General features: G+C 65.0%; 13 protein-coding genes. 6 read left to right on the top strand and 7 right to left on the bottom strand.

The genetic code is table 11. The features are described 5' to 3' along the window. Positions 1-71 precede the first annotated feature (71 nt). The 4 genes from nagA to FJW07_RS00050 are packed head-to-tail and all read right to left on the bottom strand — an operon-like array spanning position 72 to position 3914. Positions 72-1232: an N-acetylglucosamine-6-phosphate deacetylase gene (gene nagA / locus FJW07_RS00065; protein ID WP_140853635.1), complete on the bottom strand. Its 1161-nt coding sequence runs from the start codon at positions 1230-1232 to the stop codon at positions 72-74. Then, positions 1229-2260 (bottom strand): SIS domain-containing protein, encoded by a 1032-nt coding sequence (locus FJW07_RS00060; RefSeq protein ID WP_140853633.1) that lies wholly within the window; start codon positions 2258-2260, stop codon positions 1229-1231. The genes nagA and FJW07_RS00060 overlap by 4 nt, the downstream gene beginning before the upstream one ends. Beyond that, positions 2257-3036: a GntR family transcriptional regulator gene (locus FJW07_RS00055; protein ID WP_140659693.1), complete on the bottom strand. Its 780-nt coding sequence runs from the start codon at positions 3034-3036 to the stop codon at positions 2257-2259. Before FJW07_RS00055 ends, FJW07_RS00060 begins: the two co-directional genes overlap by 4 nt. Further along, positions 3033-3914, bottom strand: a complete 882-nt coding sequence (locus tag FJW07_RS00050) for an N-acetylglucosamine kinase (protein WP_140853631.1) — start codon at positions 3912-3914, stop codon at positions 3033-3035. The genes FJW07_RS00055 and FJW07_RS00050 overlap by 4 nt, the downstream gene beginning before the upstream one ends. A 201-nt stretch (positions 3915-4115) precedes the next feature. Between FJW07_RS00050 and FJW07_RS00045 the strand changes: the two genes are divergently transcribed. The 6 genes from FJW07_RS00045 (at position 4116) to FJW07_RS00020 (ending at position 10537) form a co-directional block, all read left to right on the top strand. Further along, positions 4116-5066, top strand: a complete 951-nt coding sequence (locus FJW07_RS00045; protein ID WP_140853629.1) for an N-acetylmuramic acid 6-phosphate etherase — start codon at positions 4116-4118, stop codon at positions 5064-5066. A 117-nt stretch (positions 5067-5183) separates the two neighbouring features. Then, positions 5184-6443 carry an ABC transporter substrate-binding protein gene (locus FJW07_RS00040; RefSeq protein WP_140853627.1) on the top strand — a complete coding sequence of 420 codons (1260 nt, stop codon included), beginning with the start codon at positions 5184-5186 and terminating at the stop codon, positions 6441-6443. 244 nt (positions 6444-6687) lie between these two features. Then, a complete protein-coding gene (locus tag FJW07_RS00035) occupies positions 6688-7617 on the top strand; it encodes a sugar ABC transporter permease (RefSeq protein ID WP_140648051.1) in 930 nt (309 codons plus the stop codon). An 8-nt stretch (positions 7618-7625) separates the two neighbouring features. Further along, positions 7626-8465 carry a carbohydrate ABC transporter permease gene (locus FJW07_RS00030; protein ID WP_140853625.1) on the top strand — a complete coding sequence of 280 codons (840 nt, stop codon included), beginning with the start codon at positions 7626-7628 and terminating at the stop codon, positions 8463-8465. After that, positions 8462-9523, top strand: a complete 1062-nt coding sequence (locus tag FJW07_RS00025) for a Gfo/Idh/MocA family oxidoreductase (protein WP_140853623.1) — start codon at positions 8462-8464, stop codon at positions 9521-9523. Before FJW07_RS00030 ends, FJW07_RS00025 begins: the two co-directional genes overlap by 4 nt. A 15-nt stretch (positions 9524-9538) precedes the next feature. Continuing rightward, a complete protein-coding gene (locus FJW07_RS00020) occupies positions 9539-10537 on the top strand; it encodes an ABC transporter ATP-binding protein (RefSeq protein WP_140648047.1) in 999 nt (332 codons plus the stop codon). Positions 10538-10842: 305 nt separating this feature from the next. On the opposite strand, the gene FJW07_RS00015 is transcribed toward FJW07_RS00020, so the two are convergent. The 3 genes from FJW07_RS00015 to FJW07_RS00005 form a co-directional block, all read right to left on the bottom strand. Next, complete coding sequence (locus FJW07_RS00015; protein ID WP_140853621.1) at positions 10843-11688, bottom strand: fumarylacetoacetate hydrolase family protein; 846 nt, start codon at positions 11686-11688, stop codon at positions 10843-10845. A gap of 199 nt (positions 11689-11887) precedes the next feature. Beyond that, positions 11888-12619, bottom strand: a complete 732-nt coding sequence (locus tag FJW07_RS00010; RefSeq protein ID WP_140853619.1) for an SDR family oxidoreductase — start codon at positions 12617-12619, stop codon at positions 11888-11890. Positions 12620-12966: 347 nt separating this feature from the next. Beyond that, the gene (locus FJW07_RS00005) at positions 12967-15342 is read right to left on the bottom strand and encodes an aldehyde dehydrogenase family protein (protein ID WP_140853617.1); all 2376 of its coding nucleotides are present in this window, start codon (positions 15340-15342) and stop codon (positions 12967-12969) included. Between the last annotated feature and the right edge of the window lie 73 nt (positions 15343-15415).

Raw genomic sequence — 15415 nt, 5'->3', positions numbered from 1 at the left:
TTCGTCATTCTAGGGCGGAGCAAGGAGCGAAGCGACGCGCGCAGACCCGAGGATGACGAAAATCGCGGAGGTTACGCCCCAAAAACCTTCTTGCCGCCGATCCAGACGTTCCTGACATCCAGCCCTTCCGACAGGCCGACAATGTCGGCGGCGGTGCCGTTGGCGAAACGGCCGAGGCGATGCGCCTGGCCGATTGCTTCGGCCGGATAGAGCGAGGCCATGCGCAAGGCCTCGTCGAGGTCGAGGCCGACGACGCGGTGGACGAAGCGGACGGCGGAAATCATGTCCAGGTCGGCGCCGGCCAGCGTTCCGTCGGCAAGCCTGAGGCTGCCGTCCTTGCGGTAGATGGTGCGGCCGTTCAGCGTGAACGACGTCATATCGGTGCCGATCGTCGCCATGGCGTCGGTGACCAGCACGATCTTGCCCGGCCGCTGCTTGCCGCGCAGCGCAAGGATCATCGTCGCGGGATGGACATGGATGCCGTCGGCGATGATGCCGGCGTACAAGCCGCCGGTGTCGATCGCAGCGCCCGCCAGACCCGGCTCGCGGTTGCCGATCTGGCTCATGGCGTTGAACAGATGCGTCACCACCGTGGCGCCGGCGCCGGCAAACGCGCTGGCGGTCGAATAGTCGGTATCGCTATGGCCGAGGCTGATGACGACGCCGGCCTTGGCCAGCGCCGTGACACGGGCCGGTTCGACCGATTCCGGGGCGATCGTGGTAAGCAGCACCGGAAGCTCTTTGCGCGCCGCAAAGAGCGCGGCCTGGTCGGCATCGGTCATCGGCCTGATCAACGCCGGATCATGCGCGCCCTTGCGGGCTACGGAGAGATGCGGCCCTTCCAGATGCAGTCCGAGGAAGCCCGGCGCCTTTTCCCGGGCCGCCTCGGCGCCGGCGGCGATGGCGGCGGCGGTGACGGCCGGCGTGTCGGTGATCAGCGTCACCAGCAGCGCGGTGGTGCCGAAGGGCGCGTGCGCCCGGCAGATGGTCTCAATCGAGGCGACGTCGGGATGGTCGTTGAGCATCACGCCGCCGCCGCCATTGACCTGGATGTCGACGAAACCAGGCACCAGCAGGCCACCACCGGTCTCGACCGCCGGAACGCCGGACGGAATCGCGCCTGCGGGCAGGATGGCCTCGACCGCGTCGCCCTTGACGACAAGGGCGGCGTTGTCATGCCAGTCGGCACCGTCGAAGATGCGGGCGCCCGTGAGTGCGAAACGGTCGCTCATACGGTTTCCGTCACTTTGCGCAGGTTGCGCGGCGTGTCGGGGTCGAGGCCGCGATGGCGCGCGAAGGCCTCAACGAAGCCGTAGAAGGACACGATCAGCGGCAGCGGATCGGTCAGCGGATGGCCGGTGGCGACATGCGGCAACAATCTCGCGGCCTTCGCCTTGTCGGAGGTGATGAAGGCGGCCGCGCCCTTGGCCGTCAGCCCGTCGGCCGCCTCGGCGACCGAAGGTTCGGACGCATCGCGCGCGGCAAGCGCCAGAACCGGGAAACCCGGTCCGACCAGCGCCAGCGGCCCATGCATGACCTCTGCGGCGCTGTAGGCCTCGGCATGCATGGCGCAGGTTTCCTTGAATTTCAGCGCCGCCTCGCTGGCGATCGCGAAGGATGGGCCGCGGCCGAGGATGAACAGCGACTGCGGGTTCTCCAGCGCGCCGGCAAGCGCCATCCAGTCGCAGGCGATCGCCTTCTCGAAATGGCCAGGCAGGCCGGCGAGCGCCTTCAGCAACGGCTGGTCGTCGGTCGCGTGCGCCATCAGCGCAAGGCCGGCGACGGCCGAATTGACGAAGGTCTTGGTGGCGGCGACGGAGCGTTCCGGCCCTGCCAGGATGTCGATGGCATAATCCGAGGCGCGCGCCAACGGCGAGTCGGCCGTATTGGTGATCGCGACAGTGAGCGCGCCGCCGGCCCTTGCCGTTTCGGCCATGGCGACGATATCGGGGCTTTTGCCCGACTGCGAGACCGCCAGGCATGCGGAGCCGCGCAGCCTGAGCTTGGCGCCATAAATGGACGCGATCGACGGCCCGACCGAGGCGACGGCAAGGCCCGCCGTCAGCTCGACGGCATATTTCATGAAGGTCGCGGCGTGGTCGGACGAGCCGCGCGCCACGGTAACGACGAAATGCGGATCGCGCTCGCGCAGGCCGCGACCGGCCTCGGCCAAAGCCGAAGCCGAGCCGTCGAGAAGGCGGGCGGCGGCTTCAGGGATCTCATCGATCTCGCGCCGCATATGGGTGGTGTTTGCCATCATTGCCGGATCTCCTCTCCTGGCCCGGTCAGCCGGAGTTCCGCGACGAAATCATAGGCGTCGCCCCTGTAGACCGAGCGGGTGAACTCGATCACCTTGCCGCTCGCCAGATAGGAAATGCGCTCGATCTGCAGACCGGCAACCCCCGGCGGCACTTCCAGCAGGCGCGCATCGGCGTCGCCGAGGTTGGTGGCCGAGATGCGCTGCACGGCGCGTACCGGGCGATTGCCGGTCGTGCCCAGCGCCGCATAGAGCGAAGAGCCGATCGCCTCGGGGTCGGGCAGGACGCTGGCCGAGAGCGCGGCGCGCTCGATCGCCAGCGGCGTGTCGTTGGCGATGCGCAGGCGCGCGACGCGTGCCACCAGTTCGGTCGAGGACAGGCCCAGCACCATCATCTCGTCCGGCGACGGCGCATAGAGGCCGCGGTCCAGCCAGACGGAGCGCACGTTCATGCCGCGGCGCGCCATGTCCTCGGTGAAGGAGGTGAGCCGCGACAGCGACTGCTCGACGCGCTCCATGCGCGGCGCGACGAAGGTGCCCGAGCCGTGGCGCTGGACGAGGATGCCGCCCTTGACCAGGTCCTGCACCGCCTTGCGCACGGTGACGCGCGAGATGTCGGCCTTGCTCGCGATGTCGCGCTCGGAGGGCAACGCGTCGCCGGGGCCGATCAAGCCGCGATTGACCGCTTCCTCGATGCTTCTCCTCAGCTGCAAATAGAGCGGCGCACCGCTCTGCGAGGACTCTTTCAGCATGGCGAAGATCTGGTCGGCGGCGCTCATCGGCCGACCTCCGAACCCCTGGCGAAGATGCGCAAGGCCATCTGCACGGCGCCGCCGAGCGCGTCGTCGAGCGGAGCTTTCAGCAGCGCCTGGTAGCGCGCCGACAAGCGCGGCGCGTAAAGCGGCGCCAGGCCGCCGAGCAGGCAGAGCGGGGCATCTTCGGCGAGATCGAGCGCGCCGAGCGAAGCCTCGACATCGGCCACCGCCTTGCCGAGGATCCAATTGGCGACGAGATCGCCCTTTTCGGCATGGTCGAAGACCTTTGGCGCGAAGCCGCCGAAATCGCCCGGCTTGGCGTTGGTGGTGAATTCGACCACGTCTTCCGGATTGTTGCGGAAGACGGCAAGCATGGCGTCGGTCAAGGGTGAGCCGGGACGAATGCCGTCATAGGCAAGCAGCGTCTGCTCGAGTAGGTCGCGGCCGATGCGGGCGCCGCTGCCCTGGTCGCCGACCTGGAACCCCCAGCCGCCGATGGCGCGCGATTTTCCGCCCTTACGCGCCATATAGGCGGTGCCGGTGCCCAGGATAGCCATGGCGCCGTCGCCGGAACCGACCGCGCCTTCGAGCGCGATCTCGGCATCGGTTTCGACACGGCTTTGGCTGAAAGGCAGGATTGCCTCGAGCTGCTGCCGGTAGGTGCCGACATTGGCGCCGGCGAGGCCAAGGACGGCAGGTGTCCGCGGGATCAGCTCCGGATCGTGGCCAGCGGCGAGGAAAGCCTGCCTGGCCGCCTCGACGATGTTGGCGCGGGCGCCGGTGAGGTCGGTACGGATGTTGGCGGCGCCGCTTTTGGCGCGGCCGACGACAGCGCCGTCGACGGTCGCAAGGGCCGCCCTGCAGCTGGTGCCGCCGCCATCGATGCCAAGCACGAATTTCACGCGATTTTCTCCTCGGCCGGGATAATACCAATAAAATACCAATAGCCAAGAGTTAATTTCGGTTCAAAAAAGATTAAGGCGTATTTTATTGAAAACCCATAGCAATTTGCCGGCAAGCAAATTCCCCTGCCCGAAATTCGTTAATGCGTGTGGACAAGTGGTATTTTTTTGGTATTGTTTCGCTCAGTTGGAGGAAAATGGATGGCCGAGACGCGCACGGAAGCGCTCCACCAGAATGCCGAGGGGCTGGATGTCCAGGCCCCCGAAGCCATTCTGGCGTTCCTGGCCAATGCCCAGATCGAGGCCAGCAAGGCCGTGCACGGCGCCATTCCGGCAATCGCCGTTGCCGCCGAACTCATCGCGAAGCAGTTGAAGAGCGGCGGCAGGCTCGCCTATGCGGCGGCCGGCAGCTCCGGCCTTATGGCGCTGGCCGATGCGCTGGAACTGCCCGGCACTTTCGGCATTGCGCGCGACCGCATCGCCATCCTGATCGCCGGCGGCGACGAGGCCTTCCGCACGCTGGCCGGCGGACCGGAGGACGACACCGGGGAAGCGGCGGCGGCCGTCGCAGCGGCCGATATCGGCAAGGGCGACTGCCTGATCGCCATTTCCGCCAGCGGCTCGACCCCTTATGCGGTCCAGGCGCTGCAGGACGCGCGGCGCCGGGGCGCCGCCACCATCGCCATCGCCAACAACAGAGGCGCCGCGCTGTTCAAGCAAGCCGACGTCGCCATCCTGCTCGAAACGCCCCCGGAGCTGATCGCTGGCTCGACGCGCATGGGCGCGGGCACCGCGCAGAAGATCGCGCTCAACATGCTGTCGACGCTCGCCGCCATCCATCTGGGCCATGTCCATGACGGCTACATGGTCAATCTCACCGCCGACAACATCAAGCTGCGCGACCGCGCCGTACGCATGGTCGCCGCCATCAGCGGCAAGAGCCGCGACGACGCCGCCCGCCTGCTCGAGGAAAGCGGTGGCGTCGTCAAGACCGCCATTCTGCTCGCCGCCGGCGCCGCCAACGCCGACGCGGCCGAGAAGATACTGGAAGGAACCGGCCAGAAGCTTCGGCCGGCGCTTTCCGCGCTGGGGCATGATCCCGAAAAGTGGAACCCGCTTTTCGGAAAAGATCATGCCCTAACAAAGAAGTAGGGCCTGTTTCATCCCGATTTCCATCGGGGTGAAACGGGCTTGCGAGGGGAGCAAGGGGCGCTGAGCCCCTGTTCTCATCAAAACGGAACCTGAAAAAGGTCAACAGGGAGACTGAAGATGAAGACCAAACTACTGACGGCCCTTCTGCTCGGCACAAGCATCCTCGGCACGACCGGGATGGCGCTGGCCGAGGACGTAACGCTCAACATCGAAAGCTGGCGCGGCGACGACCTGACCATCTGGAAGGACAAGCTGATCCCGGCCTTCGAGGCCAAGAACCCCGGCATCAAGGTGGTGTTCGCGCCTTCGGCCCCGACCGAGTATGACGCGGCCCTCGGCGCCAAGCTCGCCGCCGGCTCGGCGGGCGACCTGATCACCTGCCGCCCCTTCGACAAGTCGCTCGAACTGTTCAAGAAGGGCAACCTCGCCGACCTTAGCTCGCTGCCGGGCATGGAAAACTTCTCGCCCGTCGCCAAGTCCGCCTGGCAGACCGACGACGGCAAGTCGAGCTTCTGCGTGCCGATGGCCTCGGTCATCCACGGCTTCATCTACAACAAGGACGCGTTCGACAAGCTCGGCCTCAAGGTGCCGACGACCCGCGACGAGTTCTTCGCCGTGCTCGACAAGATCAAGGCCGACGGCACCTACATCCCGATGGCGATGGGCACCAAGGACCTCTGGGAGGCCGCGACCATGGGCTACCAGAACATCGGCCCGAACTACTGGAAGGGCGAGGACGGCCGCGCCGCCCTGATCAAGGGCGAGCAGAAGCTGACCGACAAGGACTGGGTCGCGCCATATGAGGAACTGGCCAAGTGGAAGCCGTATCTCGGCGACGGCTTCGAGGCGCAGACCTATCCGGACAGCCAGAACCTGTTCACGCTCGGCCGCGCCGCCATCTACCCGGCCGGCTCGTGGGAAATCGGCCTGTTCAACACCCAGGCGCAGTTCAAGATGGGCGCCTTCCCGCCGCCGGTCGAGAAGGCCGGCGACACCTGCTACATCTCCGACCATACCGACATCGGCATGGGCCTGAACGCTGCTTCCAAGCACGCGGACGCGGCAAAGACCTTCCTGTCCTGGGTGGCCTCGCCGGATTTCGCCACCATCTACGCCAACGCGCTGCCGGGCTTCTTCAGCCTGAACTCCTCGCCGGTGAAGATGGAAGACCCGTTGGCGCAGGAGTTCGTTTCCTGGCGCGGCAAGTGCAAGTCGACGATCCGCTCGACCTACCAGATCCTGTCGCGCGGCACGCCGAACCTCGAGAACGAGACCTGGGTCGAATCGGCCAATGTGATCAACGGCACCGATACCCCGGAAGCCGCGGCCAAGAAGCTGCAGGACGGCCTGGACAGCTGGTACAAGCCGGCGAAGTAAGAGCATCGATTGCGATGCCGGCCGGGCGCGGACCCGGCCGGCATTCAAACAGCTCCACATAGCGATTGTCGGCGCAGCCTCCCGGTCTTACCCTCATCTTGCGGGGAAGACGGAGCCGATCTGTCGCTGGCCTTGTCTTTTCTCCTCGAAGGGGACAGCCAAGCCGTGCATCGAGGCATCAGCTAGTATCAACCGAACTGGAATCCAGAGACGGCGGGGAACCGAACTCATGGCTACCGAACTCATGGCTGCAGAAACGCGACCGAAAAGACCGATACGCTGGCATGTCGGCGTCTTCCTGGCGCCGGCGGTGCTGGTCTACACCGCATTCATGATCCTGCCGCTGTTCGGCACGCTGCAGCTCTCGCTGTTCCGCAACATAGACCAGTCCCAGGTCTTTGTCGGACTCGGCAATTTCCGCACGCTGTTCGGCGATCCGAACTGGTCGGTGAATTTCTGGAATGCGCTGCGGAACAATGTCTGGTTCTTCATCATCCACATGCTGGTGCAGAACCCGATCGGCATCCTGCTCGCGGCGCTGCTTTCCAGCCCCAGGCTGCGCTTCACCGCCTTCTACCGCACGGCGATCTTCGTGCCGACGATCCTGTCCTTCGTCATCGTCGGCTTCGCCTGGAAGCTGATCCTGTCGCCGCTGTGGGGCGTGGCGCCGCATCTGCTCGATTTCGTCGGCCTGAAGAGCCTGTTCACGCCATGGCTCGGCAAGGAGCAATATGCGCTCACCGCGCTCAGCCTGGTGTCGGTCTGGCAGTTCGTCGGCATCCCGATGATGCTGATCTACGCGGCGCTTCTGTCGATCCCCGACGAGGTGATCGAGGCGGCCGAATGCGACGGCGTCACCGGCATGGCGCAGTTCTGGAAGATCAAGCTGCCGCTGATCCTGCCCTCGATCGGCATCATCTCGATCCTGACCTTCGTCGGCAATTTCAACGCCTTCGACCTGATCTACACCGCGCAAGGCGCGCTCGCCGGACCGAATTATTCGACCGATATCCTCGGCACCTTCCTCTACCGCGCCTTCTTCGGCTTCCAGCTGCAGGTCGGCGACCCCAACATGGGCGCGGCGATCGCTACGATCATGTTCCTGATCATTCTGGCCGGCGTCTGCGTCTACCTGTTCCTCGTGCAGACGCGCCTGCGTCGCTACCAGTTCTGAGGCGCGCCATGAGCACAGCCACCCGTTCGCTTCCCCGCACCATCGGCGCGCATGCGATCCTGCTGACCTACACGGCGATCGCGCTGTTCCCGGTGATCCTGGTGGTGATGAATTCGTTCAAGTCTCGCGCGGGCATTTTCGGCGCGCCGCTGACGCCGCCGACGACGAAGACCTTCGACCTGATCGGCTACACCACGGTGTTCGGCCAGGGCGATTTCTTCCACTATTTCCAGAACAGCCTCGTCGTCACCGTCGCCTCGCTGTTCTTCGTGCTGCTGTTCGGGGCGATGGCCGCCTTCGCGCTGTCGGAATACCGCTTCCGCGGCAACACGCTGATGGGTCTTTACCTGGCGCTCGGCATCATGATCCCGATCAGGCTCGGCACCGTCGCCATCCTGCAATTGATGGTGGCGAGCGGGCTGGTCAACACGCTGACGGCGCTGATCCTGGTCTACACGGCGCAAGGGCTGCCGCTGGCGATCTTCATCCTGTCGGAATTCATGAAGCAGGTGTCCAGCGATCTGAAGAACGCAGGCCGCATAGACGGGCTCTCGGAATACACGATCTTCTTCCGCCTTGTGCTGCCGCTGGTGCGGCCGGCGATGGCGACCGTCGCCGTCTTCACAATGATCCCGATCTGGAACGATCTGTGGTTCCCGCTGATCCTGGCGCCTTCGGAAGCGACCAAGACCGTGACGCTCGGCGCGCAGCTCTTTCTCGGCCAGTTCGTCACCAACTGGAACGCGATCCTGGCGGCGCTGTCGCTGGCGATCCTGCCGGTGCTGATCCTCTATGTCATCTTCTCGCGGCAGCTGATCCGCGGCATCACGTCGGGAGCCGTCAAGTGAGCTCGGAAAAACCCCTTCGCGTTGTCGTCGCCGGCCTCGGCAATATGGGCCGCAGCCATGCGCTCGCCTACCACACCAATCCAGGTTTCGAGATCGCCGCACTCGTCAACCGTTCCGACGTGCCGCTGCCGGACGGGCTTGGGAACTACGGCATCAGACGCTCCTTCGAGGACGCGTTGCGCGACGAGAAACCCGACGTCGCCGCGATCGCCACCTATTCCGACAGCCATGCCGATTATGCGGTCAGGGCCTTCGAGGCCGGCTGCCATGTCTTCGTCGAGAAGCCGCTGGCGACGACGGTTGCCGACGCAAAGCGCGTCGTCGACGCCGCCAAGGCCAACGGCAGGAAACTGGTGATCGGCTATATCCTGCGCCACCATCCGTCCTGGGTGCGGCTGATCGCCGAGGCGCGCAAGCTCGGCGGTCCATATGTCTTCCGCATGAACCTCAACCAGCAATCCTCCGGCCATACCTGGGGGACGCACAAGCAATTGATGCAGACCACGTCGCCGATCGTCGACTGCGGCGTGCACTATCTCGACGTCATGCTGCAGATCACCGACGCCAGGCCGGTCGAAGTGCGCGGCATGGGGGTGCGGCTGAGCGACGAGGTGGCGCCGTCGATGTACAATTACGGGCACCTGCAGGTGCTGTTCGAGGACGGCTCGGTCGGCTGGTACGAGGCCGGCTGGGGGCCGATGATCTCGGAGACGGCCTTCTTCGTGAAGGATGTGATGTCGCCCAAAGGCTGTGTGTCAATCGTAATGAAGGAGGGCGTCAAGTCCGACGACATCGACACCCACACCAAGACCTCGACGATCCGGCTGCACAGCGCCGAGACCGGACCGGACGGTAAATTCGCCAGGGAAGACCGGCTGCTGTCGATGGAAGGCGAGCCGGGCCATCAGGAGCTCTGCGATCTGGAGCAAGCCTTCCTGCTCAAGGCCATCCGCGAAAATATCGACCTCACCCGCCACATGGATGATGCCGTGAAATCGCTCGCCGTCTGCCTCGCCGCCGACGAGAGCGTGCGCACAGGCGACGCCGTCAAACTCTAGAACAGGAACGAAGCCGTGGGCTCGCTGAAGATCGAGAATGTGAAGAAGGCTTTCGGGCCGGTCGAGGTTCTGAAGGGCATCGACCTCGAGGTGACGGACGGCGAGTTCGTCGTCTTCGTCGGCCCGTCCGGTTGCGGAAAATCGACGCTGCTGCGCGTCATCGCCGGGCTTGAGGACTCGACCTCCGGCCGCGTGCTGATCGACGGCGCCGATGTCTCGATCACGCCTCCGGCGAAACGCGGCATCGCCATGGTGTTCCAGACCTACGCGCTCTATCCGCATCTGACGGTGAAGAACAACATGGCGCTGGGCCTGAAGCAGGCCGGCACGCCGGCGGCCGAGATCGAGCGGCGCATCAAGATCGCTTCCGCGATGCTGTCGCTCGAGCCCTATCTCGAGCGCCGGCCCGCGGAACTGTCGGGCGGCCAGCGCCAGCGCGTCGCCATCGGCCGCGCCGTGGTGCGCGAGCCGAAGCTGTTCCTCTTCGACGAACCGTTGTCCAACCTCGATGCCGCCTTGCGCGTGAACACCAGGCTTGAGATCGCGCAGCTGCACCGCCGCCTCAAGGCGACGATGATCTACGTCACCCACGACCAGGTCGAGGCGATGACGCTGGCCGACAAGATCGTCGTGCTCAATGCCGGCCGCATCGAGCAGATCGGCAGCCCGATGGAGCTCTACAATTCGCCGGCCAACGAATTCGTCGCCGGCTTCATCGGCTCGCCGAAGATGAATTTCATCGATGGCGCCAGGCTCGGCGAGACGGCCAAGACCGTCGGCGTGCGGCCGGAGCATCTGACGGTCGATACGAAGTCCGGCGCCTGGAAAGGCACGGTCGTGCATGCCGAGCATCTCGGCGCCGACACCAACCTCTATCTCGACTGCGAGAAGGCCGGGCTGATCACGGTGCGCATCTTCGGCGTCTACAATGCCGAGCCAGGCGCGACGCTTTATGCGACGCCCGATGCGGCGAAGACGTATCGGTTCGGGGCGGATGGGAAGGTGTTGAAGTAGGCGGAGTTTCTTTCCTCTCCCTCCGGAGGGGGAGAGGTGGCGCCGCGAAGCGGCGACGGAGTGGGGGAAGACCTAGACCCAAGTCGAAGCCGTAGAACAGGAACCGGGGCGCTGGTGCGGGCGCCCCGGCAGACAGCGAATGATGAATTCTTTGGATCCTTGATGTTGGTCTTGACGAGTGGTCGAGCCCCCACTCCGTCTCGGCTTCGCCGAGCCACCTCTCCCCCGATCGACGGGGGAGAGGAAGGGCGCGAAACCACCTTCTCACTTCCGGAATATCAAAAGGAGAGAACGGAAAGTCTGCGTTACTCATCCGCCTTGAACGTCTGCTTCTGCTGACCGAGCCCTTCGATGCCCAGCTCCACCACGTCTCCGGCCTTCAGGAACACCGGCGGCTTCATGCCGAGGCCGACGCCAGGCGGCGTGCCGGTGGAGATGATGTCGCCGGGATGCAGCGACATGAACTGGCTGAGATAGGAAACCAGATACTTCACGCCGTAGACCATGGTCTTGGTCGAGCCGTTCTGCATCGTCTTGCCGTTGACGGTCAGCCACATCTTGAGGTTCTGCGGATCGGCGACCTCGTCCTTGGTCACCAGCCACGGGCCGGTCGGGCCGAAGGTGTCGCAGGACTTGCCCTTGGTCCACTGGCCCTGACGCTCGGCCTGGAAGGCGCGCTCGGAAACGTCGTGCGCGACGCAGTAGCCGGCGACATAATCCAGCGCGTCGTCCTCCGAGACATACTTCGCCGTCTTGCCGATGACGACGCCGAGCTCGACCTCCCAGTCGGTCTTGACCGAGCCGCGCGGAATCAGCACGTCGTCATCCGGCCCGACGATGGCCGAGCTTGCCTTCATGAAGATGATCGGCTCGGACGGCACGGTAGCCCCGGTCTCAGCGGCGTGATCGGAATAGTTGAGGCCGATGCAGATGAATTTTCCGGTGCCGGCGACACAGGCGCCCAGGCGCGGCTTGCCGGAAACCACCGGCAGCGACTTCGGATCGAGCTTCGAGAGCATCTCCAGCGAGGCCGGATGGAGCGTCGTGCCGGCGATATCGGCGACGTGAGCAGAAAGGTCGCGGATCGTCCCATCCGCATCGAGCAGGCCGGGCTTTTCGCTGCCAGCTTCGCCATAGCGCAACAACTTCATCATTCTTCTCCTAAGGTGCGGCCTGAAGCCATTTTGCAGAATTCGTTTCGATTGGGGTGACGTCGCGAAAGCCGGGCGGACCGTAGCCATCGATCTGATCCCCGGCAAGCGCGAACGCCGCATCGGGCGATCTGGCGAAAGGGATTTTCAGACTGATGGATGCAGAACCCCGATCTCCTGCCAAGCCCGTTCCGATCCCTCAGATCGACCAGCCGCCGTCGATGTTGTAGGCCTGCCCCGAGGTGTAGGTGGCGCCGGCAAGGTAGACGGCGAGATCGGCGATTTCCTCCGGCGTGCCAAGCCTGCCCATGGGCTGGCGGGCGATGAAAGCCGCGCGCGCCGCCTCATAGTCGCCCTGGGCATGCATGCGGTCCTGCAGCGACGGGCTTTCGACGGTGCCCGGGCAGATGGCGTTGCAGCGTATGCCCTTGGCGACATAGTCCGCGGCGACCGCCTTGGTCAGGCCGACCACGGCCGCCTTGGTCAGGCCGTAGGCGAAGCGGTTCGGCACACCCTTTTGCGAGCTGGCAAGCGACGCCATGTTGATGATCGAGCCGTCGCCACGCTCCAGCATGCCGGGCAGCACGGCACGGATGGTGCGGATCATCGAACGGACATTGAGGTTGAGCGCGAAGTCGAGGTCCTCGTCCTTCATCTCGAGGATGGAGCCGCCATGGACGAAACCGGCGCAGTTGAACAGCACGTCGATTTGGCCGATCTCGGCGAAGGCAGTAGCGACGGCCGCATCGTTCAGCACATCGAGCTTGCGTATCTTGATGCCAGGCGTCTTGCCCAGCTCGGCCAGCAGCGGCTCGTTGATATCGGTGGCGTGAACGGTCGCGCCCGTCTTGGCGAAAGCCAGCGCGCTCGCCCGGCCGATGCCTTGCGCCGCCGCGGTGACCACAACCACCTTACCCGCCAGATCCGCCATGTTCTTCTCCTCGCCTGCCTGGAGCGTCTGACCGTTTCACGGAAACGGCGAACCGCTCTATCTCCTTGTTTTGATGCAATTCCGGACGGAAAACCGCTCACACTTTCCTGGAAAATTGCTTCAGTGCGTCCGCCTCTATCGATGGCCAGCCCCGGCGTCGTGTGCCAGACCGCCAGCATCGTGCGGCCTAAGTCCCTGCTTCACAGATAAAGATGTTTTTTCTCGTTAAAGAACACGCGCCCGAGCGTCAAGCCCGAACGCCATCACCTTCGCGACAGCGACCAGACGGGCTCCGGCGCGCCGACATCATTGCCGCAAGGTTGCGGACGCGCCTCGTGCGAAGGGCTTCAGTCGCCATAGGGAACCCAGACGTTCTTGACCTCGATGGCGCGCCGCAGGAAAGCCTCGCCGGCAGCTTCGTCCGACGCCCAGTCGAGCGAGCGGCCATTGCCGGTCCAGACGCGCTTCAAATTGCCGATGGAGTCGGCCTCCGCTTTAGCGCAGGTCTCGGCGTCGGCGAACACCCAGAGCCCGTCGACATCGTCATGCTTGGCCAGCACGCCGGCCAGCTCGGCGCTGCGGCCGGTGACGATGTTGATGGCGCCAGCCGGAATGTCGGAATATTCGATCACCTGGTAGAGATCGGTGGCCAAAAGCGGGTGGCGCTCCGACGGAACGGCGACCACGGCGTTGCCCATGGCGAGCACCGGCGCGACCAGCGAGACGAAGTTAAGCAACGGCTGATTGTCGGGCGCGACGATGCCGACGACACCCACCGGCTCATGCAGAGCAAGCGTCACGACACGGGCCGGCGGCTGATGGACGCGGCCCTCGAACTTGTCGGTGAGGCCGGCATAGAGGAACAACCGCTCGATCGACTGCTCGACCTCTTCGCGCGCAGCCTTGGCGGCGACGCCGGTCAACTGGACAAGACGCGCGGCGAACTCGTCGGCGCGGCCGGACAGATTTTCGGCAAGATAATAGAGCACCTGGCTGCGGTTGAAGGCCGTCGCATCCGGCCAGGCCTTGCAGGCGCGGGCAGCGGCGACGGCGTCGCGGATATCCTTGCGGTTGCCGAGACCGACTTCGCCGGCCAGCTTGCCCTTGGCACTGGCGACGGCAAGCGAGTAATTGCCGTCCGGCCGCACCTGCTTGCCGCCGATGAACAGCTTTGCCGTGCGGTCGATGGCCAAGCCGTCGGCCTGCTCGACCGGCTGGGCCGAGCCAGCCGCGGCCGGCTTGATGGCCGGGCCGACCGGCAGCTTGGCGGTGAGATATTCGAACATGCCTTCGCGGCCGCCTTCGCGGCCGAAGCCGCTTTCGCGATAGCCGCCGAAGCCGCAGGCGGCGTCGAACATGTTGGTGCCGTTGACCCAGACGACGCCTGCCTTCAATTGCGGCGCGACATGCAGCGCGAGGTTGACGTTCTCGCTCCACACCGAAGCGGCGAGGCCGTATCGCGTGTTATTGGCAAGCTCGATCGCTTCCTCGGTGTTGCGGAAGCTCATCGTCGCCAGCACCGGCCCGAAGACCTCTTCCTGCGCCAGAATATTAGCCGGCGAAACAGACGTCGCCAGCGTCGGCAGATGATAATAGCCGGTTGCCGGCAGCGCGGCGTCCGGCTGCCAGCAGACGGCGCCTTGCTTGGCGCCTTCGGCGATCAGGCCCTTGACACGGTCGAGCTGGCTGCGGTCGACCAACGGGCCGATGTCGGTGTTCTTGTCGAGCGGGCTGCCGACCCGCAGCCGGCTCATCCTGACCTTGATCTTGGCGATAAGTGCTTCCGCAATGCCCTCCTGCACCAGGAGGCGCGAGCCGGCGCAGCAGACCTGGCCCTGGTTGAACCAGATGCCGTCGACCAGGCCTTCGACGGCGCTGTCGAGATCGGCATCCTCGAAGACGATGAAGGCCGACTTGCCGCCAAGCTCCAGCGACAGTTTTTTCCCTGAGCCGGCCGTCGCCTTGCGGATGATCTTGCCGACTTCGGATGAACCGGTGAAGGCGATCTTCTGGACACCGGGATGATTGACGATGGCGGCACCCGCTTCCGGCCCGCCCTGGACGATGTTGACGACGCCTTTCGGCACGCCCGCCCGCTCGCAGATCTCGGCGAACAGGATGGCGGTGAGCGGCGTGAATTCAGCCGGCTTCAGCACCACCGTGCAGCCGGCGGCAAGAGCCGGCGCGATCTTCCAGGCCAGCATCAGCAGCGGAAAATTCCACGGGATGACCTGGCCGACGACGCCGACCGGCTTGTGGTCGGGAAAATCCTTCTCGAGCGCCTGCGCCCAGCCGGCATGATGGATGAAATGGCGGATCGCCAGCGGCACGTCGATGTCGCGGCTCTCGCGGATCGGCTTGCCATTGTCGATCGATTCCAGCACCGCGAACAGGCGCTGGTGGCGCTGCATGGCGCGGCCGATGGCATAGAGCACTTTTGCGCGGGCATAGCCCGAGGATGCCGACCATTTCGGCAGCGCTTTTGCCGCAGCAGCGACCGCGCTATCGATGTCGGCGGCGCCAGCATCCGAGATCTTGGCAAGCAGCTTGCCCGAGGACGGTTCGCTGGTCTCAAAAGTCTTGCCGCTGGCCGCCGCTTTCCAGGCGCCGTCGATGAACAGGGCCTTGGAGAAATCGCGCGCGGCAAGCCAGGCATCGGCCTCGTTGCGGGCTTCCGGCGCCGGGCCGTATTCCATGGCGTGATAGCGTTCGAGGATGTTCATAACATGCTCCTGGTAATCGTCTTGGCAGGCGATCCTTCGCGCCCCCCTCTGTCCTGCCGGACATCTCCCCCAC

Source organism: Mesorhizobium sp. B3-1-9 (genome assembly GCF_006439595.1).
GTDB lineage: Bacteria > Pseudomonadota > Alphaproteobacteria > Rhizobiales > Rhizobiaceae > Mesorhizobium.
The sequence above is the reverse complement of the archived record's forward strand: the minus strand, read 5'-3'. Positions and strand labels throughout refer to the sequence as shown.

Coding starts and splice junctions, on each gene's coding strand:
- FJW07_RS00035 (WP_140648051.1), top strand. CDS start 6,688: ATGGCTGCAGAAACGCGACCGAAAAGACCGATACGCTGGCATGTCGGC.
- FJW07_RS00030 (WP_140853625.1), top strand. CDS start 7,626: ATGAGCACAGCCACCCGTTCGCTTCCCCGCACCATCGGCGCGCATGCG.
- FJW07_RS00060 (WP_140853633.1), bottom strand. CDS start 2,260: ATGATGGCAAACACCACCCATATGCGGCGCGAGATCGATGAGATCCCT.
- FJW07_RS00055 (WP_140659693.1), bottom strand. CDS start 3,036: ATGAGCGCCGCCGACCAGATCTTCGCCATGCTGAAAGAGTCCTCGCAG.
- nagA (WP_140853635.1), bottom strand. CDS start 1,232: ATGAGCGACCGTTTCGCACTCACGGGCGCCCGCATCTTCGACGGTGCC.
- FJW07_RS00040 (WP_140853627.1), top strand. CDS start 5,184: ATGAAGACCAAACTACTGACGGCCCTTCTGCTCGGCACAAGCATCCTC.
- FJW07_RS00015 (WP_140853621.1), bottom strand. CDS start 11,688: ATGAAGTTGTTGCGCTATGGCGAAGCTGGCAGCGAAAAGCCCGGCCTG.
- FJW07_RS00010 (WP_140853619.1), bottom strand. CDS start 12,619: ATGGCGGATCTGGCGGGTAAGGTGGTTGTGGTCACCGCGGCGGCGCAA.
- FJW07_RS00005 (WP_140853617.1), bottom strand. CDS start 15,342: ATGAACATCCTCGAACGCTATCACGCCATGGAATACGGCCCGGCGCCG.
- FJW07_RS00045 (WP_140853629.1), top strand. CDS start 4,116: ATGGCCGAGACGCGCACGGAAGCGCTCCACCAGAATGCCGAGGGGCTG.